The following is a 21,757-nucleotide window of genomic DNA, read 5'->3' as shown; positions in this document are numbered from 1 at the left end:
TGCACCTGGGAGGAAGGAACTCGATGAGGAGATTCTGGCGGCTCGGCGGTGCGGCCGGGGTACTGCTGCTCTCGGTCGGCCTGGTCGGCGCGGTACCCGGCGGGGCCGTGGCGGGCCGGGACCGGGCCGGCACCCTGAGCACGGCGAGCGCGCCGTCGGCGGCGCTCGGCTCGCCGATCGACTACACCGTCTACCTGCCGTACGGCTACGCCGACCGGCGCAACGCCACCGTCCGCTATCCGGTGCTCTACCTGCTGCACGGGCGCGGCGACACGATGTCGGCGTGGACCCGGGTCAAGGCCGACCTGGACCGGATGATCGCCGACGGCGAGGTGCCGCCGGTGATCGCGGTACTCCCGGACGCGCCGTGGAGCGGCCGGGGAAGCTGGTACGTCGACTCCGGCTACACCGGGGCGGACGACCCGGGCCGGCCGGTCGAGACGGCGCTCACCCGCGACCTGGTCTCCTATGTGGACGCGACCTACCGGACGGCGGCGCATCGGGGCGCCCGGTTGGTCGGCGGCTATTCGATGGGCGGGGCCGGCGCGCTCCGCTACGCGCTGGCCCACCAGGACCTCTTCGCCAACGCGCTGGTACTCAGCCCGGCGGTCTACCGCCCGCTGCCGCCGGCCGACTCGTCGGCCCGGGAGTACGGCGGCTTCGGCGCCGGCGACGAACGGTTCTCCGCCGACGTCTACGGCCGGCTGAACTATCCGGCCCTGCTGCCGGCCCTCGACCCCGAGCTGCCGGTCCGGCTGTTCGTGGCGGTCGGCGACGACGAGTGGGCGAACCCGGATCCGGCGGACGCGGCACACGACCTCGACTACGAGGCCGCCACGCTCTACAACACCGTCCGGCGCTCCGAGGCGGTCTCGGCGCAGTTCCGGGTGGTGGACGGCGGCCACGACTGGGACGTCTGGCGACCATCCTTCGTGGACGGCATGCGACAGCTCGCCCCGACGCTGAGTGTCACCCCGCCGGCCGGGCTGCCCCGACCGCTGCACGGAACCGCCGGGACCGACTGGGCCGGTGGCATCGCGGCGGACCCGGACGGCGGCGCCACCATCGGGTACGCCGCCTCCGGCCCGGTCGCCGGCCAGCCGTACGCGGGCGGGCTCGACGCCGTACTCACCCGGCTCGGCCCGGACCTGCGTACGCCACAGTGGACGGTACAGTTCGGCACCCCGGCGAACGAGCGGCTCTACGGTGTCGTACCGGTCGCCGACGGTGGGGTGCTGGCCGCCGGCTACACCCGGGGCGACCTGGACGGGGCGCACCCGGGCAGCCCGGCCGACGACGGGTTCGTGGCGAAGCTGACCGGCACCGGGGAGCGGGCCTGGCTGACCCAGCTCGGCGACCCGAGCAAGGCGGACCGGTTCTACGCCATCGCACCCGCCCCGGACGGCGGCGCGTATGTCGCCGGCTACACCAGCGGGGCGTACGCCGGCACCAGCGCCGGGGACAAGGACGCGATCCTGGTCCGGATCGGCCCGGACGGCCAGGTCGGCTGGAGTCGCCAGTTCGGCGGTCCCGGCGAGGACAAGGCGTACGCGGTCGCGGCCGACGCCTCGGGCGTCTACCTCGCCGGCAGTACCTCGGCCGGGATGCCCGGCAGCACACACCTGGGTGGCGTCGACGGCTGGCTGGCCCGGTTCACCCCGGACGGCACCCGGCAGTGGACCGCAGCCGAGGGCGGCGCCGGCGACGACCTGCTGACCGGCCTCGCCATCACCACCGCCGGCACCGTGGTCGCCACCGGCAGTACCGGCGGGGACGCCACGGCCGGCGGCACCGACGCGCTGACCGTGGCGTACGACGGAACCGGCCGGCAGCGGTGGCGGACCGTCAGCGGCGGGGCGGGCGATGACGCCGGCGCCGAGGTGCTGGCGCTGCCCGGCGGCGAGGTGGCGGTGGTCGGATTCACCGGCAGCGCCCTGGGCGTACCGGCCGGCGCGGCAGACGTGCTGACCCTGCGGCTGGACCGGCGCGGCAAGCAGGTGTTGGCGGCGCAGTACGGCACCGCCCGGGACGACGCGGTGGACGCCTTCGGCGAGGAGAACGTCTACGCTACCCGGGCCGAGGACGGGAAACTGCTGGTCAGCGGCTTGACCATCGGCAGTCCGGCCGGCGGCGGCGCGCTCGGCAACGGCGACGTCTTCGTGGCGTCGGTCGACCCGACAGGAGGACTGCCGTGACGACCTCCGATTCTGCTCCGGCCGCGCTGAGCGAGGGTTCTGCTCCGGCCGCGTTGGCCGGAGTGAAGGTGGTGGAGCTGGCGACGCTGTTCGCCGGCCCGCTCGCCACCGCGTTCCTCGGCGACTTCGGGGCCGAGGTGGTCAAGGTGGAGCATCCGGCCAAGCCGGACCCGTCCCGAGGACACGGGCCGGCGAAGGACGGGGTCGGGCTCTGGTGGAAGGTGCTCGGCCGCAACAAGCGGACCGTCACCGCCAACCTCTCCGACCCGGCCGGCGCCGACCTGCTGCGCCGGCTGGTCGCCGACGCCGACGTACTGGTGGAGAACTTCCGACCCGGCACCCTGGAGCGCTGGGGGATCGGGCCGGCCGAGCTGCACGAGGTCAACCCCCGGCTGGTGATCGCCCGGATCAGCGGCTTCGGCCAGCTCGGCCCGTACGCCCGGCGGCCCGGGTTCGGCACCCTCGCCGAGGCGATGAGTGGATTCGCCGCCGCGACCGGTGAGCCGGACGGCCCGCCGACGCTGCCGCCGTTCGGGCTGGCCGACTCGGTGACCGCGCTCGCCACCGCCTATGCGGTGATGCTGGCGCTGCGGGCCCGGGACGTCACCGGCACCGGGCAGGTGGTCGACCTGGCGATCATCGAGCCGATCATGGCGATGCTCGGCCCGCAGATCACCTGGTACGACCAGCTCGGCTATGTCCAGCCCCGGCTCGGCAACCGGTCGAACAACAACGCGCCCCGGAACACGTACCGGTGTGCGGACGGGCGCTGGGTGGCGGTCTCGACCAGTGCGCAGAGCATCGCCGAACGGGTGCTGCGGCTGGTCGGCCGCCCCGAACTGATCGACGAGCCGTGGTTCGGCACCGGCAGCGGTCGGGCCGCGCACGCGGACGTACTGGACGCCGCCGTCGGCGCCTGGGTGGCGGCTCGGGACTCCGACGAGGTGGTGGCCGCGTTCGAGGAGGCGCAGGCGGCGGTCGCGCCGATCTACGACGTACGCGACATCCTGGCCGACCCCCAGTACACCGCGCTCGGCACGGCGGTCTCGGTGCCGGATCCCGACCTCGGGCCGGTACGGATGCAGAACGTGCCGTTCCGGATGTCGGCGACCCCGGGGCAGATCCGGCACACCGGCCGGGCACACGGCCAGGACACCGACGAGGTGCTGACGGCTCTCGGCTTGACCGCGGAGGAGATCGCCGAGTTGCGGGCGGCGGGAGCGATCTGATGCTGCTGACCCTGCTCTACGTGCCCGGTGACCGGCCGGACCGGTTCGGCAAGGCGGTCGACTCCGGCGCGGACGCGGTGATCCTCGACCTGGAAGACGCGGTGGCGGCGACCCGCAAGGGGTACGCCCGGGGCGCCGCCGCCGAGTTCGTCGCGGAGACTCGTCGGGTGCCGGTCTTCGTCCGGGTGAACGAGCTGACCGGGCCGGACGTGGCCGCCGACCTCGACGCCCTGGCCGGGGCACCGGGGCTGGCCGGGCTGCGGCTGCCCAAAGTGGAGTCCCCGAGGTCGGTACGGGCGGTCGCCGCACGGGTGCCGGTACCGCTGCATCCACTGGTCGAGTCGGCGGTCGGGGTGGAGCGGGCGTACGAGATCGCCGGCGCCGATCCGGCGGTCGCCTCGATCGGGCTCGGCGAGGCGGACCTCCGCTCCGACCTCGGCGTGACCGCCGAGGAGGGCCTTGCCTGGGTACGCGGCCGGATCGTCGTCGCCGCCCGCGCCGCCGCCCTGCCCCCGCCGCTGCTGCCGGTCTACCCCAACGTCACCGACCTGTCCGGGCTCGCCGAATCCTGCGCGGCCGGCCGCCGAATGGGCTTCCTCGGCCGGACCGCGATCCACCCCCGGCAGCTACCCGTGATCGTGGCGGCGTTCCGGCCCTCGGCCGAAGAGGTGTCCCAGGCCCGGGAACTGCTCGACGCGGTCGCCGAGGCACAGACCCGCGACACCGGCACGGTGGTACTCCCGGACGGCCGGTTCGCCGACCGCGCGATGGTGGCATCGGCCCGCCGTACCGTCGACCTCGCCGAGCGGTACGCGCGCGGGTCGTGACCGTGCGGAGGGCTTTCCCGGGTACGCCGCCGGCCGGTGACCGCGAGCTGGTGCTGTCAGCCGGTCATCGGATCAGGTTGCGGTGCGCCGCCCACATCCGGTCCGGGTCGACGCCTGCCTTCTCCAGTTGGGCGTCGAGGATGAAATGGGTGTCCGAGACGAGTTGCGGGCGCCGGCTGAACTCGGTGTAGAGGTCGACGGCCCGCTGCCGCCCGCCGACCTGCTCCGCCGCGTGGTAGAACGCCGCCGACAGTTCGTAGTTGAACGAGGTCCGGGTGTCGTCGGCGGAATAGAACCGGGGATTCTGCGGTAACGGCACGTCCCGGTCGCCGCTCATCGGCTTGTACCGGGACCAGTTCCGCTTGACCACGTTCATTCCCGCCCTGGTCTCGGCCGCGCCACCGGCGGTGTTCTCCGCCCACTCGGCGAAGCCCTCCACGGCCCAGAAAGGGCTGTTCAGCCGTTCGGCGTCGTCGCCGTGGTAGGTGTTCCGCAGCAGGTGCGGGCCGATCGCGTGCGCCATCTCGTGCACCATCAGGGTGTAGGCGCGGTGGTCGTCGTCGACCGTCGACATCCTGAGCACGATCCGGCAGCCGGCGACCGATTCCTTCGGGCGGATGACCAGCTTCCGCAGCCCGCTCGGCTCGGCGATGTCGGGACAGTTGACGTACCCGGCGTGGTCGGTGTCGGGCTCTTCGCTTCCGTAGGCGAACCATCGGTCGAACTCGCGGTCGTCCGCCATCAGGACGGCGAAACCCTTCGGCGCGGGTCGGTCGCCCCACAACTTGCGGACGAAGGAGCTGGCCCGGACTGCGATGCCGACATATCTCGCCGGATCCCACCTGCTGTTCCGCGAGGCGAAGACGACCACGTCGCCGCGCCGGGACGCCCGCAGCGGCTCGGCGTCCCAGGGCGCATCGCGGACGGTCGGACCGTTCCTCCGTGGGTTGTTGACGAGAGTCTTCAAGCCAGGAGCGAACACCTCGACGATCCGTACGGTGTCCGCGCTGACGGCGACCTGATAGGCGTAGGCCGCGAAGTGGGGTTGGACGTCGGACTCGAACTGCATGAGTGCGTTGATCGCGAACCGTCCCGTGGCCGGCGGTGCCGCGTTGCTGGTCGGCAGCGAGTCGGACCTGATGTCGAGGGCACCGCCGCTGGCCAGGTCGAATCTCGTCGGCCGTAGCTGTTGCAGGTTGCGGAACCGCATCCGTTCGCGTTCTCGAAGCGCGGTACGCCGCTGGTCCAGATCCGCGAGCCAGGCTTCCTCGTCGCCTCGTAGCATCGCGGCGGACCGCCGGGCGAGCATCTCCCCGACTCGTCGGTGCATTCGATCGTAGGGCGAATCGTAGGACGGGGTGGGACGCGAAGGGTCGGCCGTCGGCTGCTGCCCGTCGTTCCGGAGCACCACGATCACGGTCACCGCGAGCATCAGGACCAGGACGAGACCGCCCGCACCGATGCCCGCCCACGCCCAGCGCGGCAGTCGCCGTCGCCTCGGCCCCGGTGCGGCGTATGACACCGTTGCCCGGCCGGGTCGGATCGGCGGCACCGGGGGCTGCGGCGGACCCGGCGGCGGGGTTGCCGGATCCGGCCGGTACCAGGACCGTTCTGTGGCGTCGGTTGGCTGCCCCTCTTGGTGATTGTGCACTTTGTCCCCCGCGATCATTACATGATCCGTTATGAGATGACTACTCAGCGCGGATCAGGATAGGGGATGATCAATATTCTGGCGGGGTGCCTGTGGATAACCCGAGGATTCCGAGGGCACAGGCTGTCGCCCCTCGAGATGTTGCGTGCCAAGAGGCATCAGGTGACCTCGCAGGACGGCTGGGGGATGTGGCGGCCCGGACCGAATCCGGGCCGCCACATCGGACGGTACGCCGCCCGGCTGCTGAGCAGCGCGTACGTGCCACGTCCGGGGGAGCGGGCACCGGGGACGCCACAACCGGCGGAAACCTGGTGTCTCGGGGGTCAGGCCGACGGCGGGATGACCTGGGCCGGCCGCAACGTCTGCCGGCGCCAGTAGGTCACCGACCGGAGCAGCCACTCCATCGGACCGAAGCGGAACCGGCGCAGCCACCACCGGCTCGCCACGACCTGAACGGCAAAGATCGCGATGGCGATGCCGGCCGTGGCAAGGCTGCCCACGGTACCGATCAGGGCGAGGCCGTAGCCGGTGAACAGGAACGCGCACAGGACCGACTGGCCGAGGTAGTTGCTCAACGCCATCCGTCCGGCCGGGGCGAGCACGCCCGACAGGCGGCGGCCGGCCCGGGTACGCAGGAGCAGCAGCAGGCCGGCCCCGTAGGCGATGGTGAGCGCCGGTACGGTCAGCATGCTGATTCCGCGTATCGCGACGGAGACCGGGTTCGCCTCGGAGATGGGGAAGACGGTGGACAGCGCGGCACCCGGCAGTCCGACCGCCAGCCCGATGACGAGCGCCTGCCGCAGCCGGCGTACCGGGAGGTCCGACCGGTCCAGCAGCCCGTACGCGCCAGCGGCCATCCCGGCCAGGAACAACGCGATGTAGTTGGGCAGCAGCAGCCCCAGCGTCAACGGCGCGAAGCCGGCGAGGTCGCTGAGCCGCTGCCCGACGATGTCGGTGAACGATCCCTGGTACGCCTCCATCGCCGCCGCAGCCGCTGCGACCGCCTCTCCGCCGTCGCTGGCAGCCGGGTCACCGGCGCCTCCGGCGAGTGCCCACCCGAGCGCGAGTACCCAGTGCAGGGCGGCGAGGCCGATCACCGCGCAGACGGCGGCGCGGGCCACCGTACGCGGGGAGAGGTTGCGCATGGCGAGCAGCACCGCCCCGGCGATGGCGTAGCTGGCGAGTACGTCGCCGAAGAACAGGAATACGGCGTGGAGTAACCCGATGACGAGCAGGAACGCCAACCGTCGCCGCATCCGAGGAACGTGTTCCGTGCCCGCCCGCCGCATCTGAATCGCCAGACCGTACCCGAACAGCAGCGCGAACAGCGTGTAGAACTTGTCGGAGAAGGCGAACGTGAGGATGTCCTTGACGAGGCCCGCCGACTCGTCTCCGGGCGGCGGTTCGCCCTGGAAGACGGTGATGTTCACGATCAGGATGCCCAGCAGGGCGAAGCCCCGCAGGACGTCCAGGTTGACGATCCGTTCCGCCACGGATGCCGGTGCGGCGGCGACCGGCCGATGGCTCGGTGGTGCGTGGAGAGTTTCCATGGCGTCAGCATCGGCAGGACGACCCCATCGGGACATCCGGCAACCTGTGCCGGCGGCGTCGGCGGATTGGCGCTGATTTTCGACGCCCAGCTACAACTTTTTACCGATGCCCACCGCTCCGCGCACGGCTAACGTGCCGAGGCATGAGTCGGTGGCACCGTTATTCGGCGGCGATCCGTACCCACCGCAGCCGCCTGTTCGACGCGGTGCTGGTACTCGCGATCGCCGTCACGACGGCGACCGGCGACGGCGGGGCCGCCCGCTCGCTCGGCCCCCACGAGATCGCCTACTTCGACTGGAACCCACCGCTGTGGTTCTCGATTCCGGTGGGTGCGCTGGTCGGGGCCGCGGTGTGGTGGCGACGTCGCTGGCCGGTCGCGGTTGTCGTGGCCGGCGTGTTCGCCTGGGCGACCCTGGCCGCGTTCGTCGCCCTGCTGTTCGCGCAGTACACCATCGCCGAACGCACCAGGTCATGGTGGAAGGTGGCAGCGAGCACCCTGGCAACCGCGCTGGTGGTCGGCATCCCGATCTGGGCCGAGGGTGGGCTCGACGCCGCCGGGCCGCTCAGCGCGGTCATCTGCGCCGCCCCGGCGCTGCTGGGCCTGTACGTCGGCACCCGGCGCGAGTTGGCCGCCCGGGTCCGCGAGCGGGCCGAGCGGGAGCAGCATCAGCGCATCCTTCAGGCGCGCAGCGACGAACGCGCCCAGATCGCCCGGGACATGCACGACGTCGTCACGCACCGGGTGTCGTTGATGGTGCTGCACTCCACCGCGCTGGAGGCGACCGAGGGCCAGGACGCCGTGACCATCGGCAAGCGGATCGGCACCATCGGACGCGAATCCCTGGAGGAGCTTCGGTCCCTGGTACAGGTGCTTCGCGCCGACGACGACGCGCCACTGGCGCCCCAACCAGGGCTCGCCGACCTGACGGACCTGGTCGCCGCGTCCCGCCGCATCGGCCTGCCGGTTACGCTGGAGGTGGTCGACAAGGCCGGCGTCCGGCCACCCGCGCTCGTCGAACACGCGCTCTACCGCGTCGCCCAGGAGGCGTTGATCAACGTACACAAGCACGCAGCCGGGGCCCGGACCCACATCTGCGTCACACACGCCCCGGACGCTCTGCGCCTGGTGGTCACGAACGACCCGGGCCGGCGCGGCAGCCAGCCCGGCCTGCCCGGCGGCGGCCACGGCCTGCTCGGCATCGCCGAGCGGATTCGGCTCGTCGGCGGCGAGCTGACTGCCGGCCCCTTGCCGCACGGCGGGTTCGAGATCGCCGCCGAGGTGCCGCTCAAGCCCGTCCCGAAGTCGGAGGACATCCGGTGAGCGAGCCGATCCGGCTGTTGGTCGTCGACGACGAGTGGATGGTACGCGCGATGCTGCGCACCATCATGCAGACCGCACCGGACATCACCGTGGTGGGTGAGGCGGCCGACGGCGACGAGGCTGTCCACCAGGCACGGCTCCATCGCCCGGATGTCGTACTGCTGGACATCCGAATGCCCCGGGCCGACGGGCTGACCGCCACCGAGCGCCTCGCCCACCTCACGCCGAGGCCGCAGGTCGTCGTGCTCACCACGTTCGACCTCGATGAGTACGTGCACACCGCGCTGCGGCACGGCGCGGCGGGCTTTCTCCTCAAGGACGCCTCGGCAGCGGAGATGCTCGCCGCGGTCCGCAGCGCGACACGCGGCGACGCGATGCTCTCGCCCAAGGTGACCCGGAAACTGCTGCATCGCTTCATCGACGCCGACACGGGTCGATCCGAGGCCGCGCGGAGGCTCACCGTGCTGACCAGCAAGGAACGCGAGGTCCTCGTCGCGGTGGGCGGAGGGCTGTCCAACACCGAGATCGCCACGAACCTCCACATGAGCGGGGCGACGGTCAAGACCCACGTCAGCCGGATCCTCGCCAAGCTCAACCTCACCAACCGGGTGCAGGCCGCCATCCTCGCCCACCAGGCCGGGCTCCTCAGCCAAGCCTGACGCCACCCGATCGTCGACCGGCCATCTGTCGGCGCCACTGGGCTGGCTCACCACCAGGGTCGGGGTGGCGACCGTCGGGGTATCCGGATTGTTGTCGTCCGTAGCTGAACGGCGGCCTATGCGCCGAGGAGGTCGTCGATGGTGGTGGCGTTGACGGCGCGGCGGAGCCAGGTGTCGAGCTGGGTCAGGTCGGTGCAGGCGAGGATCTGCTCGCGGGCCTCGGCGGGTACGGCCACGCCTCGCCCTTCGAGCACGGTCAGGATCGCCCGGGCCTCACCCCGGGCCTCACCCCGGGCCTCGCCTAGCTCTTCGTGCTGGGCGGCCAGCTCTCGCAGCAGCTCGCTGCGGTATTCGGAGCCCACGGTGGTGGTCATAAATGCCTCCCAACGGGTCCGGGCCGCCACCGGCAGTCCGGCCAGTACAACGTCATAATACAAGATCGCCGTCTTCGGATTGACCGAGCGAAGCGCCTCCATCAGCGCCGGGAAGGTGGCTTCGACCTGGGCGTCGTGGCCGTGGCAGATGGCCGAGAGCACGGCCAGCGCCGGGTTGGTCCGAGCCAGGTCCACGTCCACGACCAGCGGCACGTCCGTGGGTACGAAGATCAACGGTCGTAGCGACAGGCTCAGGCCGTCGAACTCGAAGAGCCCGCGATAGCGACGGGCGGTGCGGGGGTCGGGGCAGTAGACCAGCAACGCCGCGTCGACATCCAATTCGGCTTCGAGTTGGGCCACGTAGAGCTTCCAGGTGCGTCGCTTCCCGGAGTCCCAGCCGCGCTGGATCTCCAGTACGACCGCGAGCAGTGGTTGGTCGGCCGGGTCGCAGAAGAGCAGCATGCTGTCCGCGTGGTACGTGCGCGGCACCAGCACCCGTACGTCCGTGGCGTGGGTACGGGCGTGGTGGTAGTCGGGGACCTTCACGTTGAAGACGTTCGTCAGCAACCAGGCCACCAGGCTCGGATCGAGCTTGGCCAGGGCGACCGGGGACTCGTGTTCCGCACTTGGCATGGCGGGTACGTTACGAGACGGGTACGACACTCGAAGTGACGCCGGGGGCAACGTCAGTGCGGCGCCCGCGACGTTGCGGAGCGTGACAGACCGGAGTACGGCGACGAAGCGATCGGCGGGCTGACCGTCACCTCTCCGGGCTGTGTTGCTCGATGGCGCGCTGGATCGCCCGGTAGATCTGCCCGAACCGGAGCGCGTCCGAGCTGCGGAGCAGGATGACCTCCTCACCCCGGTACTGCACCCACAGCTCCTGCACCTTCGCACCCCGCTCGTACGACCGGTCGAGCCAGTACAGCGGCACCTCCAGGAATGGGATCAGTGCCAGTGCGCCGACGACGCAGACCGCCAGGATGATCGCGGCGAGCCGCCACTCGCCCCGGTCCTGTGCCGAGTACGCCAGCGACAGCACGCAGACCACCGCCACCAGCGGCGGGATCGACAGCAGGAAGATGAGTACGCCCCGCCCGGCGAGTCGCCCCCGGGTCCGGGCCGTACCCCGGCCCCGGGCGTGCCAGACGTACGACACCTCGGCGACCGGCACGCTGCGCCCGTTGACGTGGATGGTCTCGGAGGTAACCCGTACCGTGTCGTCCCGGTAATAGAGCGTCACCGTTCCAGCAAAGCGCGGCGCCCGGCGTCGGCGCCACCGTTCCGCATGGTCGGATTCGGGTCAGCCGCAGCCTCAACCCTTGTTGGCGCCCAGCGTCAGCCCGGCGACGAACTGCCGTTGCAGCACGAAGAAGACGATAAGTGTCGGCAGGGCGACCAGGATCGAACCGGCCGCCAGCAGGTTGTAGTCGGTGAAGTAGACCGACCGGAGGTTGTTCAGCGCGCTGGTCACCGGCAGCTTGTCGCCGGTGGACATCAGCACCACCGCCCAGAGGAAGTCGTTGTAGATCCAGGCGAATTCCAGCGTGCCGAGCGCGCCGAGTGCCGGCCGGACCAGCGGCAGCACCACCCGCCAGTACTGCCGCCACACCCCGGCCCCGTCGACGGTGGCCGCCTCGATCAGCTCGCGCGGGATGGTGTCCATGTAGTTGCTGAGCACGAAGACGCAGAACCCGGTCTGGAACGCCACGTGGATCGCGATGATCCCCCAGTACGAGTCGTAGACCAGCTCGGACGGCCAGCTCATCCACCACGGCAGCGGCAGCTTGGTGTACATCAGGTAGAGCGGGGTCAGCACCACCTGCTGCGGCAGCAGGTTGCCGGCGGTGAAGAGGATCAGCAGCAGCCGCCCGCCGGGCAACCGGCGCCGCGAGATCAGGAACGCCACGAACGAGGCGAAGAAGAGCGTCAACAGCACTGCGGGTACGGCCACCAGCAGGGTGTTCAGGAAGTGCCGGGGCAGGTTGCCGCCCTGCCACGCCTGCACGTAGTAGTCGAAGTTCAGCGTCTTCGGCAGCGAGAAATACCCCTCGGCGGCGGTCTCGGCGTACGGCCGCAGCGAGGCGTAGAGCGGCAGCAGCAACGGCACCAGCCAGCCCAGCGCCATCGCCCAGAGGAAGATCCGGACCACCACCCGCCACGGGCTGACCGGGCGCCGGTTGCGCCTGCCGACAGCCGTACCCCGCTCGGCAGCCGTACCCCGCTCGACGGTCATGCCTCGTCCTCCCGCCGGAAGACCTGCACCAGATAGACCGCGATGAAGCCGGTGGAGATCAGCAGCAGGATCACCGCGATCGCCGACCCGTACCCGATCCGGCTGGCCTCCCCGACGATGTTGTCGGTGACCAGCACCGAGAGCAGTTCCAGACCGTTGCGTCCCCGGTTGATCGCGTAGACGACGTCGAACGCGCGCAGCGCCTCGATGACGGTGATCACCAGCACGATCACGTTGACCGGGCGGAGCGTCGGGAAGACCACCCGGAAGAAGGTCTGCGCCTCGTTCGCCCCGTCGATCGCCGCCGCCTCCTTCAGCACCGGGTCGACGGCCTTCAGCCCGGCCAGGTAGAGCAGCATGACGTACCCGACGTGCCGCCAGCCGACCAGCAGCAGCACCGACCAGAGGTTGATCGACGGGTCGCCGAGCCAGTCGACCGGGTTGTCGGTCCGGCCCAGGATCGCGTTCGCCACGCCGTAGTCGCGGGAGAAGATGAGCTGGGCGAGGAAGCCGACCACCGCCAGCGAGAGCACCACCGGCAGATAGAACGCGGTCTGGTAGAAGCGGGTGAACCGCATCTCCCGGTCCAGCAGCACCGCCAGGAAGAGCCCGAACGGGGTGGCGACCAGGCCGAGGAAGGCGAGCCAGAGCAGGTTGTGCCAGACCGCCGGCCAGAACGGCGGGTAGTTGCTGACGATGTTGACGTAGTTGTCCAGCCCGACCGGCCGGATCTCGCCCAGCCCGTCCCACGAGGTGAACGACAGCCCGATCGAGGCTAGGGCCGGACCCCAGATCAACCCCAGGTCGAGCAGCAGCGGCAGGCCGAGCAGCAGCCCGATCACCGCGATGTCGCGCGGGGTGAACCGGCCGATCCGGCGCCGTCGACGCCGGGCCGGCGACCGGGGTACGCCCGCAGCCCGCCCAGCCTCGACCGGCGGTGCCGTCGGAGTCGGAGTCACCGGCGACCGCCCGTCAGGAGGCGAAGATGGTCTTCTTCTGCGACTCGATCCGCCTACACAGCCCGTCGACGTCGTCCGGCGCGTTCAGGAAGCTCTGCAACGAGGGGATCATCACCGTGGAGGCGAAGTCCGGTCGGGTGTCCCGGTCGAGGAACTGGGAGATCTGCTTCGCCCCGCCGACCAGCTCGACCGCCTTCTTCTGCAAGGCGCTGTAGCCGCTGGTGTCGGCGCCGTTGTGCGTGGCGACGTTGTTCGGGTCGCTCTTCAGGTACGCGTTCTGCGCCTTGGCGCTGGCCAGATAGCGGAGCAGCTCCTTCGCCCCGTCGACGTTCTTCACCTTGCTGGAGATCATGAAGCCGTCGATCGGTGCCTCGACCGCGTCCTGCCCGTGCGCCTCGGCGATCTGCGGGAACGGGAAGAAGTCCAGGTCCGCCGCGACCTCGCCCTGGAACTGCTGGCCGACGAACATGCCGAGCAGGTACATCCCGGTCTGCTTCTGGCCCAGCGACTGTGCCGCCTCCTGCCAGGTCCGCCCGTTCGCCCCCGGCTGGCAGTACGGCAGCAGTTCCCGCCAGAGCGTGAAGACCTGCTTGACCCGGCTGTCCTCCCAGGACTCCTTGCCGGCCATCAGGCTGACGTGGAAGTCGTATCCGTTGGTACGCATGTTGACGTAGTCGAAGGTGCCCATCGCCGGCCAGCCGTCCTTGTCGGCCATGGCGATCGGGATCAGCCCGTCCGATTTCATCTTCCCGGCCAGCGCCTTGAGGTCGTCCCAGGTCGTCGGGACCTGGTAGCCCTTCTCCTGGAAGAGACTCTTCCGGTAGAACAGCGCCCACGGGTAGTAGTAGAACGGCACGAAGTATTGCTTGCCGTCGGTACCGGTGGAAGCCTGTTTCATCGCTGCCGAGAAGTCGCCGCCGATCGTCTGCCAGATGTCGGAGATGTCGGTGGCCAGCCCCTGGGCGGCGAAATACTGCATCCGGAACCCGGAGAACCAGGTGAAGACGTCGTCCGGAGTCGCCTGGAGATAGCGGGTGATGTTCTCCTGGAAGGTGTTGTGGTCGACAGTGTTGATTTTCACGTCGAGCCCGGAGTTGGCGAGCACCTCGGCGATCGCCTTCTTCGGCACCTCGTCGGAGTAGTTGGAGCCGAAGGTCACCGTCCCGCCGCCGCTGCCGCCCTCGGTCGGTTTCTCACAGCCGGCCAGCCCCACCGGCAGCGCCAGCGCGCCGGCCGCGTACGCGGCGCCGCCGAGCAGGCGACGTCGGCTGAGCGGACTCGGCGTGGGGCCTGACGGCACCGGGGGGACGGTTCGGCCGGGCTGCACATTCGCCATCGTGTCTCCTCGCGCCGCTGCGGGTGGGACCGACCACCGCTCCGCAACGGCCGATCCGCGCACGAAACCTGCTGGCAACAGTAGGAGGGTAGGCGGAAGGGGGTCAAGAACTTAGATCAATGGATGCCTGATCCGTCAGTGCCGGGCGCTGCCGACCGGGGCCTGCTCGACGGCCCGCTCCAGGGCCCGGTAGACCTGGCCGAACCGCAGCGCGTCGCCGGTGCTGAGCAGCCGGACCGGCACCCCTCGCCACTGTGCCCAGATCTCCAGCCGGTGCGCGCCCCGGGTGTAGCTCCGGTCGACGTGTTCGAGCAGGTAGTCGGCGACCGGGGCGGCGGCGAGCCCGACGAGAATGGAGACGCCGACGATCGCGATGGTGGCGGTCAGCGAGGTGTGCAGGCGTACCGCGATCAGGATGCCGATGGCGGCGGCGACCAGCGGGCCGGCGAGCCCGGCCAGCAGCGCACCCCGGCCGGCGAGGGTGCCCCAGGAGCGGGCGCCCCGGACGTGCCAGATCCGGGCGACCTCGGCCAGCGGATAGGCCCGACCGTCGACGCGGATCGCCTCCGAGGTGATCCGTATCGTGCGGTCGTCGTAGTAGGTGGTCATCGCCATCCGCTCGGCCGAGTCTGACGTGCTCAGCGTATCCGAAACGGTACCCCGCGGGTGCCACCGCGAATCCCCACCGACCTGCCGGGGCTGGCCGAACGCCCGTTAGGGTGAGCCTCGCGACTTCGACGTGGAGGTGGGCTGTGGGCGACTTCGTCCGGGTGGAGACCAACGAGGGTATCGGCACGATCCGGCTGGACCGGCCGCCGATGAATGCCCTGAACACCCAGGTGCAGGAGGAGTTGCGCGCCGCCGCCACCGCGGTCTCCGCCGACCCCGGCGTCCGCGCGGTCATCGTGTACGGCGGGGAGAAGGTCTTCGCGGCCGGCGCGGACATCAAGGAGATGGCCGACATGTCGTACGTCGACATGGCGGAGCGGGCCGCCGACCTCTCCAGCGCGCTCGGCGCGCTCGCCCGGATCCCGAAGCCGGTGGTCGCGGCGATCACCGGGTACGCCCTCGGTGGCGGCTGCGAACTCGCGCTGGCCTGTGACTGGCGGGTGGTCGCCGAGGACGCGAAACTCGGTCAGCCGGAGATCAAGCTCGGGATCATCCCCGGCGCGGGCGGCACCCAGCGGCTGGCCCGGCTGGTCGGCCCGGCCCGGGCCAAGGATCTGATCATGTCCGGTCGGATGGTCGACGCTGCCGAGGCGCTCCGGATCGGCCTCGCCGACCGGGTGGTCCCGGCCGAGTCGGTGTACGCCGAGGCGGTGGCGCTGGTCCGGCCGTACCTGACCGGGCCGGCCCAGGCGCTGCGGGCGGCGAAGCAGGCCGTGGACGGTGGACTGGAGATGGATCTCGCCTCCGGGCTGGCCTGGGAGAGCCAGCTCTTCGCCGCGCTCTTCGCCACCGACGACCGCCGGGAGGGGATGGCCGCCTTCGTCGAGAAGCGTCGTCCCGACTTCACCGGTCGGTAGCCCCTGCCCAGGGATAGCCGAGTGTCGTTCATCTTCTTCCCGACCGGCCGGTAACCTCGCAGGATCACGGCGCGGACGAGCGGCAGGCACGGCGGACGACAGGAGTGGCGATGACGGAACGGATCGAAGGACACGGCGGCGACCTGGCCCTGGCGGCCCTGCGGGCGTACGGCGTGCGGGAGATGTTCACCCTCTCCGGCGGCCACGTCTTCCCGCTGTACGACGCGGCGCACCGTACCGACTTTCCGATCTACGACGTCCGGCACGAGCAGTCCGCTGTCTTCGCCGCCGAGGCGGTCGCCAAGTTGCAGCGCCGGCCAGGGCTGGCCGTCCTCACCGCCGGTCCCGGGGTCACCAACGGGATCTCCGGGCTGACCAGTGCGTTCTTCAACGCCTCCCCGGTGTTGGTGCTCGGCGGTCGCGCCCCGGCCTTCCGCTGGGGTTCGGGCAGCCTCCAGGAGATCGACCACGTCCCGCTGGTCGCCCCGGTCACCAAGCACGCGGCCACGGTCTGGTCGACCGACGACGTGCCGGGTGCGGTGGCCGGGGCGCTGACCGAGGCGCTGACCCCGCACCGGGGGCCGGTCTTCCTGGACCTGCCGCTGGAGGTGGTCTTCTCCACCGGTGAGGTGGCGCCGCCGGCCGGACCGGCGATCGTGCCCGTCGAGCCGGACCCGGACGAGGTGGCGACGGCCGTCCGGCTGATCGCCGGGGCCGAGCGCCCGGTGATCGTCGCCGGCTCCGACGTGTACGCCGGGGATGCCGTCGAGGCGCTGCGGGCCGCCGCCGAGGCGCTCCGGGTACCGGTCTTCACCAACGGGATGGGGCGGGGCGCGCTGCCGCCCGGCCATCCGCTCAGCTTCGCCAAGGCCCGCCGGGCCGCGCTCGGCGGCGCCGACCTGGTCGTGGTGGTCGGCACCCCGCTGGACTTCCGGCTCGGCTTCGGCGACTTCGGCGACGCCCGGGTCGTGCACGTGGTGGACGCGCCCAGCCAGCGGGCCCAGCACGTCGAGCCGGCCGTCAGTCCGGCCGGCGACCTGCGGCTGATCCTGACCGCCTTCGCCGACTACTCCGGTGAGCGGGCCGACCACGAGCAGTGGATCGACGGGCTGCGTACCGCCGAGGAGGCCGCCCGGGCCAGGGACGCGGCGGCGATGGCGGCCGAGACCGACCCGATCAAGCCGGCCCGGGTCTACGGCGAACTGCGCCGGGTACTCGCCCCGGACGCGGTCACCATCGGCGACGGCGGCGACTTCGTCTCGTACGCCGGGCGCTACCTGGAGCCGGCCCAGCCCGGCACCTGGCTCGACCCCGGCCCGTACGGCTGCCTCGGCACCGGGATGGGCTACGCGATGGGAGCCCGGGTGAGCTACCCGGACCGGCAGGTCTGCGTGCTGATGGGCGACGGCGCGGCCGGCTTCTCACTGATGGACGTCGAGTCGCTGGTCCGGCAGAAGCTGCCGGTGGTGATCGTGGTCGGCAACAACGGCATCTGGGGCCTGGAGAAGCACCCGATGCGCGGCATGTACGGCTACGACGTCGCCGCCGACCTCCAGCCCGAGCTGCGGTACGACCAGGTGGTGACCGCGCTCGGCGGTGCCGGTGAGACGGTGGCGAAGGCGGCCGACCTGGGGCCGGCGCTGGAGCGGGCGTTCGACGCCCGGGTGCCGTACCTGGTCAACGTACTGACCGACCCGGCCGACGCCTACCCGCGCTCGTCCAACCTCGCCTGACCCGGCTGCCCGCGCTCGTCGCAGCGGTCAACGGGACCGGTCGGCGGGGTCGGTCCACCACTCGGCCGGGCCGATCGGCGGTGCCCGCAGCCCGGATTCGTCCGCCGCGTCCACCTGCTCGGTCCAGTCGCGCCGCCGGCGCGTTTCGCGCCGGTCCGCCGGGCCGAGCGGGTATGCCGGGTCGGGCCGGTCCGACGGGTCGAGCTGGTCCGTCGTTTCGAGCTGGTGTGCCGGGTCGAGCTGGTGATCCGGGTCGGCCGGGTCGGCGAGGCCGGGTTCGGCGACCACGGTCAGGTCGGTGACCCGTAGCGGCGGCTCCTCGCCGGCCCCGGCCGACCCGCCGGTCCACCAGCCCCGGTTCGCGTCCCGCCCCTCCGGACCGGTCTGTTCCGGGTCACGGGCCGCGAGCAGCGGCAGCAGCAGTACGCCGAGGACGAAGGGCGCGGCCATGTAGCGGGCGGCCTGCGCGTTGTTGACGGCCAGTACCGAGAGCTGGTTGCCGAGGCTCAGGGTGGCCAGGGCCAGCAGGGCCCGGTCCCGCCGACGCCAGGCCAGCAGCCCGACCGTCAGGTACGCCAGATAGGCCCAGGTCGCGCCACGCCACAGCAGCCACTCCGGCTGCCCGACCCGGCTGGCGAGCACGTCCGCCACGTCGCTGACCCGCTCGCTCAACGGCCGGCTGTACGCGACCGCCAGTACCTCCTCCCGCTGGAACCTCGGATCCCGTTCCAGGTAGATCGGCAACGCCCAGGCGGTCGGGTTGGCCCGCAACCCGCCGGCCGGGGTCGGCCGCCAGGCGATCGAGCCCCGGCAGACCCGGGCGGAGAGCACCGTCCCCGGCGACCGGCGTACCAGCCGCCACCAGGCCGACAGCAGTTCGTCGTGGTGCTCCGCCGCAACCTGGCGGTCGAAGTCGGGGTGGTAGACGGTGGAGTCGACGGTGTAACAGTCCGCCGACTGCCGCCAGTGCACCAGCGGCGCCACCTTCGTCATCAGCGCCAGGTCGGCAGCGGGGAAGTCGGCCGGCTGCTCGGCGTACCCGATCGCGAGGTCGGCGAGGAACGCCTCGTAGGCCACTATGGACTCGCTGTCCCGTACCCCGAGGGCGGGCAGCAGGCTCCAGTTGGTCAGCAGTGCGACCGTGGCGGCCACCACCCCGGCGAGCAGGATCCGGAGCGCCACCCCGCGCAGCAGTACCGCCAGCAGCACGGTGACGATCGCCACCACCACGAAGCCGTTCTGCCGGAACAGGCAGGCCAGGGTCAGCTCGGCGACGAGGACACCGAGCAGGCCCCAGGGCATCCGTCGGGCGTTTCCGGCCGGCAGTCGGGCCGCCCAGCGCGCAGGTGCGGCGTGCCGGACGATCGCACCGAGGTCTTCCCGGCTTGGCCAGCCACTCTCCGGGCCACGCCCGGGTGCCGCCGCCCGAGCACCGGTGGCTTCCGTCGTCCGAGCACCGGTGGCGTCCGGTCCGCGTCCGGTGAACATCCGGTCGGTGGCGCGCATCCGGCCTGTGGCGCGCAGGCGACCCACGGCGAACAGCCTGCGTGCGGCGAGCAGCCGGGCCACCGTGCCGAGCAGGAAGACGTGGCAGACGACGAACGGCACGTCCTTCCAGACGCAGACCGTGAAGATGCCGACCGGAGGCAGCGCGACGACCACCACCGCCGCCGTGACCCAGGCCCAGGCCGGGCCGCCGATCCGGCGCAGGCCGGTGACCGCGTACGCCAGGCCGGCCGCCAGGGCGGTGGTCTGCACCAGGGTCAGCGCGCCGATTCCGCCGGTGAGCCGGATCGACAGCCAGACCAGTCCGGTGTAGCTGACCGGGTGGTGGGTGTTCCAGTTGCCGGTGGTGGCCTGCCAGACGTGGTCGAGCGAGTCCGGGCTGAACAGGCCGGGATAGCGGGCGGCCCACCAGAACAGCAGTACCGCCTGGGTCAGCCCGAAGGTCAGCGCGCCGAGCCCCGCCGGTGAACCCCCGAGCCACCGCGGTCGGCGGGGCCGGCGGTCGTCGGGCTCCGGCGACCCGTCAGCCGGCCATACCGGCCCGATCACCACCCCGTGTGCCATGCCTATCGTCCTTCGCCCGGGCGCGGCCACGCGCCAACCAGCGGTGCGAGGGGTGGTGGGCACCGATCTGGGCCATGCTACGGCCGGCCACGGTCACAGGTCCCCGGAACGGCGTACTCCGCACCAGCCGGTCGCCGACCGTGCGTGTCAGCCGGTTGTCAGCACCGAACGGCTGGTGTCAGCCCAGAGTCAGACCCGTTGGTCATGCTGGGGCACCGATGAAGACCGACGGGAGACAGTTGATGAGTTACGCCATCCGGGCCGAGGGGTTGGTCAGACGCTTCGGCGAGACCACCGCCCTGGCCGGAGTGGATCTGGGGGTACGAGCCGGGACCGTCTTCGGCCTGCTCGGCCCGAACGGGGCCGGAAAGACCACCGCGGTACGGGTACTCGCCACCCTGCTCCGGCCGGACGCCGGCACCGCCACGGTCGCCGGGTACGACGTGTTCCGCCAGGCGCACCAGGTGCGGCAGGTGATCGGCCTCACCGGGCAGTACGCCTCGGTCGACGAGACGCTGACCGGCACCGAGAACCTGCTGCTGATCGGCCGGCTGCTCGGGTACTCCCGGGGCGACGCCCGGGCCCGGGCCCGGCAACTGCTCGCCGAGTTCCACCTCTCGGACGCGGCCGACCGGGCGGCGAAGACGTACTCCGGAGGCATGCGGCGGCGGTTGGACCTGGCGGCGAGCCTGGTCGGCCGGCCCCGGGTGCTCTTCCTGGACGAGCCGACCACCGGGCTGGACCCGCGCAGCCGTACCGAACTCTGGGGCATCGTCCGGGACCTCGTCGGATCGGGGGTGACCGTGCTGCTCACCACGCAGTACCTGGAGGAGGCCGACCAGCTCGCCGACGAGATCGCGGTGATCGACCATGGTCGGGTGATCGCCCAGGGCACCTCGGAGGAGCTGAAGGCGAAGGTCGGCGGGCAGGCGCTGGTGGTCCGCCCGGCCGACCCCGGCGACCTGGCCATGGTGGTCGGCGTGCTGCGGGAGGTGGCCGGTGCCGAGCCGGAGCTGAACCAGCACACCGCGACGGTCCCGGTCAGCGGCGGCGACGTGCTGCCCGCGGTGGTACGCCGGCTCGAAGACGCCGACGTCACCATCGCCGAACTCGCGCTGCGGGGCGCGAGCCTGGACGAGGTCTTCCTGTCGCTGACCGGACACCGGGCCGAGGACGGGACCGAACTGGCGGAGGTGCCGGCATGACGACGATCAGCGCACCGGCGCCGGTGCCCACCCGGCGGGTCAGCCCGCTGGTCGGGATCCGGCACACCATGACGCTGGCCTGGCGGAGCCTGGTCCAGATCAAGCACAACCCGATGGAACTGCTCGACCTGAGCATCCAACCGCTGATGTTCGTGCTGCTCTTCACGTACGTCTTCGGTGGCGCGATCGCCGACAGCCCCACCGACTACCTGCGGTTCATGCTGCCCGGCATCATGGTGCAGAACGCGCTCTTCGCCACCATGACCACCGGGTTCGGGCTGAACACCGACCTGACCAAGGGAGTCTTCGACCGGCTCCGCTCGCTGCCGATCGCCCGCTGGGCGCCACTGGCCGGGCGGATCCTCGCCGACACGGTCAAACAGGCGTGGTCGATCGCGCTGCTGCTCGGCATCGGCATGGTGCTCGGCTTCCGGATCGGTACCGGCCCGCTCGGCGTACTCGGCGCGTTCGCGCTGCTGCTCGCCTTCTCGCTGGCCGCCGCCTGGATCTCGGTGTTGGTCGGTGTGCTGGTGAGCGAGCCGGACAAGGTGCAGATCTTCGGCTTCATGGTGATCTTCCCGCTGACCTTCACCAGCAACGTCTTCGTGCCGACCGAGAGCATGCCCGGCTGGCTCCAGGCCTGGGTGAAGGTCAACCCGGTCTCCACGCTGGCCGACGCGCTGCGCGGGCTGCTGGTCTCCGGTCCGGAGTCGGGACCGATCGTCACCTCGCTGCTCTGGGGACTCGGCATCGCGGTGGTCTTCGCCCCGCTGGCCGTCCGGGCGGTGATGCGGCGGGTGTGAGCCGTCCGCCGCCCGGGCGGCGGCATCCCGGGACGCGCCGCCGAGGCGCGGCGCCACGGGAGGTGAGGCGGCTCGGGTGCGG

General features: G+C 71.4%; 18 protein-coding genes. 9 read left to right on the top strand and 9 right to left on the bottom strand.

The genetic code is table 11. The annotated features are described in order from the left end of the window. Positions 1-23 precede the first annotated feature (23 nt). Genes Pma05_RS18020 through Pma05_RS18010 form a run of 3 tightly spaced genes read left to right on the top strand, consistent with a single transcriptional unit; the run spans position 24 to position 4,251 of the window. Positions 24-2,195 (top strand): alpha/beta hydrolase-fold protein, encoded by a 2,172-nt coding sequence (locus tag Pma05_RS18020; protein WP_203858559.1) that lies wholly within the window; start codon positions 24-26, stop codon positions 2,193-2,195. Further along, positions 2,192-3,424, top strand: a complete 1,233-nt coding sequence (locus tag Pma05_RS18015) for a CaiB/BaiF CoA transferase family protein (protein ID WP_239312535.1) — start codon at positions 2,192-2,194, stop codon at positions 3,422-3,424. The genes Pma05_RS18020 and Pma05_RS18015 overlap by 4 nt, the downstream gene beginning before the upstream one ends. Then, complete coding sequence (locus Pma05_RS18010; RefSeq protein WP_203858558.1) at positions 3,424-4,251, top strand: HpcH/HpaI aldolase/citrate lyase family protein; 828 nt, start codon at positions 3,424-3,426, stop codon at positions 4,249-4,251. The genes Pma05_RS18015 and Pma05_RS18010 overlap by 1 nt, the downstream gene beginning before the upstream one ends. A gap of 64 nt (positions 4,252-4,315) precedes the next feature. Here the strand turns inward: Pma05_RS18010 and Pma05_RS18005 are convergent, their stop codons facing one another. After that, positions 4,316-5,581, bottom strand: coding sequence for a hypothetical protein (locus tag Pma05_RS18005; RefSeq protein WP_203858557.1), 1,266 nt, complete (start codon positions 5,579-5,581; stop codon positions 4,316-4,318). A 644-nt stretch (positions 5,582-6,225) separates the two neighbouring features. After that, complete coding sequence (locus Pma05_RS18000; protein ID WP_203858556.1) at positions 6,226-7,452, bottom strand: DUF418 domain-containing protein; 1,227 nt, start codon at positions 7,450-7,452, stop codon at positions 6,226-6,228. Between the two features lie 143 nt (positions 7,453-7,595). Between Pma05_RS18000 and Pma05_RS17995 the strand changes: the two genes are divergently transcribed. Both Pma05_RS17995 and Pma05_RS17990 read left to right on the top strand, forming a co-directional pair. Next, entirely contained in the window at positions 7,596-8,774 is a 1,179-nt protein-coding gene (locus Pma05_RS17995) for a sensor histidine kinase (protein WP_203858555.1), read from the top strand. Then, positions 8,771-9,433, top strand: a complete 663-nt coding sequence (locus Pma05_RS17990) for a response regulator (RefSeq protein WP_275414703.1) — start codon at positions 8,771-8,773, stop codon at positions 9,431-9,433. The genes Pma05_RS17995 and Pma05_RS17990 overlap by 4 nt, the downstream gene beginning before the upstream one ends. A 116-nt stretch (positions 9,434-9,549) precedes the next feature. Here the strand turns inward: Pma05_RS17990 and Pma05_RS17985 are convergent, their stop codons facing one another. The 6 genes from Pma05_RS17985 to Pma05_RS17960 all read right to left on the bottom strand — a co-directional run bounded on the left by Pma05_RS17985 (position 9,550) and on the right by Pma05_RS17960 (position 14,947). Then, on the bottom strand, positions 9,550-10,440 hold the full coding sequence (locus Pma05_RS17985; protein ID WP_203858554.1) for a hypothetical protein: 891 nt from the start codon (positions 10,438-10,440) through the stop codon (positions 9,550-9,552). Between the two features lie 127 nt (positions 10,441-10,567). After that, complete coding sequence (locus tag Pma05_RS17980) at positions 10,568-11,050, bottom strand: DUF6232 family protein (protein ID WP_203858553.1); 483 nt, start codon at positions 11,048-11,050, stop codon at positions 10,568-10,570. 72 nt (positions 11,051-11,122) lie between these two features. Then, positions 11,123-12,043 carry a carbohydrate ABC transporter permease gene (locus Pma05_RS17975; RefSeq protein WP_203858552.1) on the bottom strand — a complete coding sequence of 307 codons (921 nt, stop codon included), beginning with the start codon at positions 12,041-12,043 and terminating at the stop codon, positions 11,123-11,125. After that, positions 12,040-13,002: a carbohydrate ABC transporter permease gene (locus Pma05_RS17970; RefSeq protein WP_239312533.1), complete on the bottom strand. Its 963-nt coding sequence runs from the start codon at positions 13,000-13,002 to the stop codon at positions 12,040-12,042. Before Pma05_RS17970 ends, Pma05_RS17975 begins: the two co-directional genes overlap by 4 nt. A gap of 13 nt (positions 13,003-13,015) precedes the next feature. Continuing rightward, complete coding sequence (locus tag Pma05_RS17965) at positions 13,016-14,338, bottom strand: ABC transporter substrate-binding protein (protein ID WP_203858551.1); 1,323 nt, start codon at positions 14,336-14,338, stop codon at positions 13,016-13,018. Between the two features lie 135 nt (positions 14,339-14,473). Then, on the bottom strand, positions 14,474-14,947 hold the full coding sequence (locus Pma05_RS17960; protein ID WP_203858726.1) for a DUF6232 family protein: 474 nt from the start codon (positions 14,945-14,947) through the stop codon (positions 14,474-14,476). Positions 14,948-15,090: 143 nt separating this feature from the next. On the opposite strand from Pma05_RS17960, the gene Pma05_RS17955 reads away from it, so the two are divergent. Then, positions 15,091-15,864, top strand: a complete 774-nt coding sequence (locus Pma05_RS17955; protein WP_203858550.1) for an enoyl-CoA hydratase-related protein — start codon at positions 15,091-15,093, stop codon at positions 15,862-15,864. A 110-nt stretch (positions 15,865-15,974) separates the two neighbouring features. Then, positions 15,975-17,597, top strand: coding sequence for an acetolactate synthase (locus Pma05_RS17950; RefSeq protein ID WP_203858549.1), 1,623 nt, complete (start codon positions 15,975-15,977; stop codon positions 17,595-17,597). A gap of 27 nt (positions 17,598-17,624) precedes the next feature. Here Pma05_RS17950 and Pma05_RS17945 read toward each other — a convergent pair whose 3' ends face one another. Then, positions 17,625-19,667 carry an ICP22 family protein gene (locus Pma05_RS17945; RefSeq protein ID WP_203858548.1) on the bottom strand — a complete coding sequence of 681 codons (2,043 nt, stop codon included), beginning with the start codon at positions 19,665-19,667 and terminating at the stop codon, positions 17,625-17,627. Positions 19,668-19,909: 242 nt separating this feature from the next. Here Pma05_RS17945 and Pma05_RS17940 point away from each other — a divergent pair, with 242 nt between their 5' ends. Together Pma05_RS17940 and Pma05_RS17935 are read left to right on the top strand one after the other, a co-directional pair. Further along, a complete protein-coding gene (locus Pma05_RS17940; RefSeq protein WP_203858547.1) occupies positions 19,910-20,872 on the top strand; it encodes an ATP-binding cassette domain-containing protein in 963 nt (320 codons plus the stop codon). Then, the gene (locus tag Pma05_RS17935) at positions 20,869-21,675 is read left to right on the top strand and encodes an ABC transporter permease (RefSeq protein ID WP_203858546.1); all 807 of its coding nucleotides are present in this window, start codon (positions 20,869-20,871) and stop codon (positions 21,673-21,675) included. Before Pma05_RS17940 ends, Pma05_RS17935 begins: the two co-directional genes overlap by 4 nt. Positions 21,676-21,757: the final 82 nt, after the last annotated feature.

Source organism: Plantactinospora mayteni, assembly GCF_016862935.1.
GTDB lineage: Bacteria > Actinomycetota > Actinomycetes > Mycobacteriales > Micromonosporaceae > Plantactinospora > Plantactinospora mayteni.
This window is presented reverse-complemented; position numbering and strand designations above follow the sequence as displayed.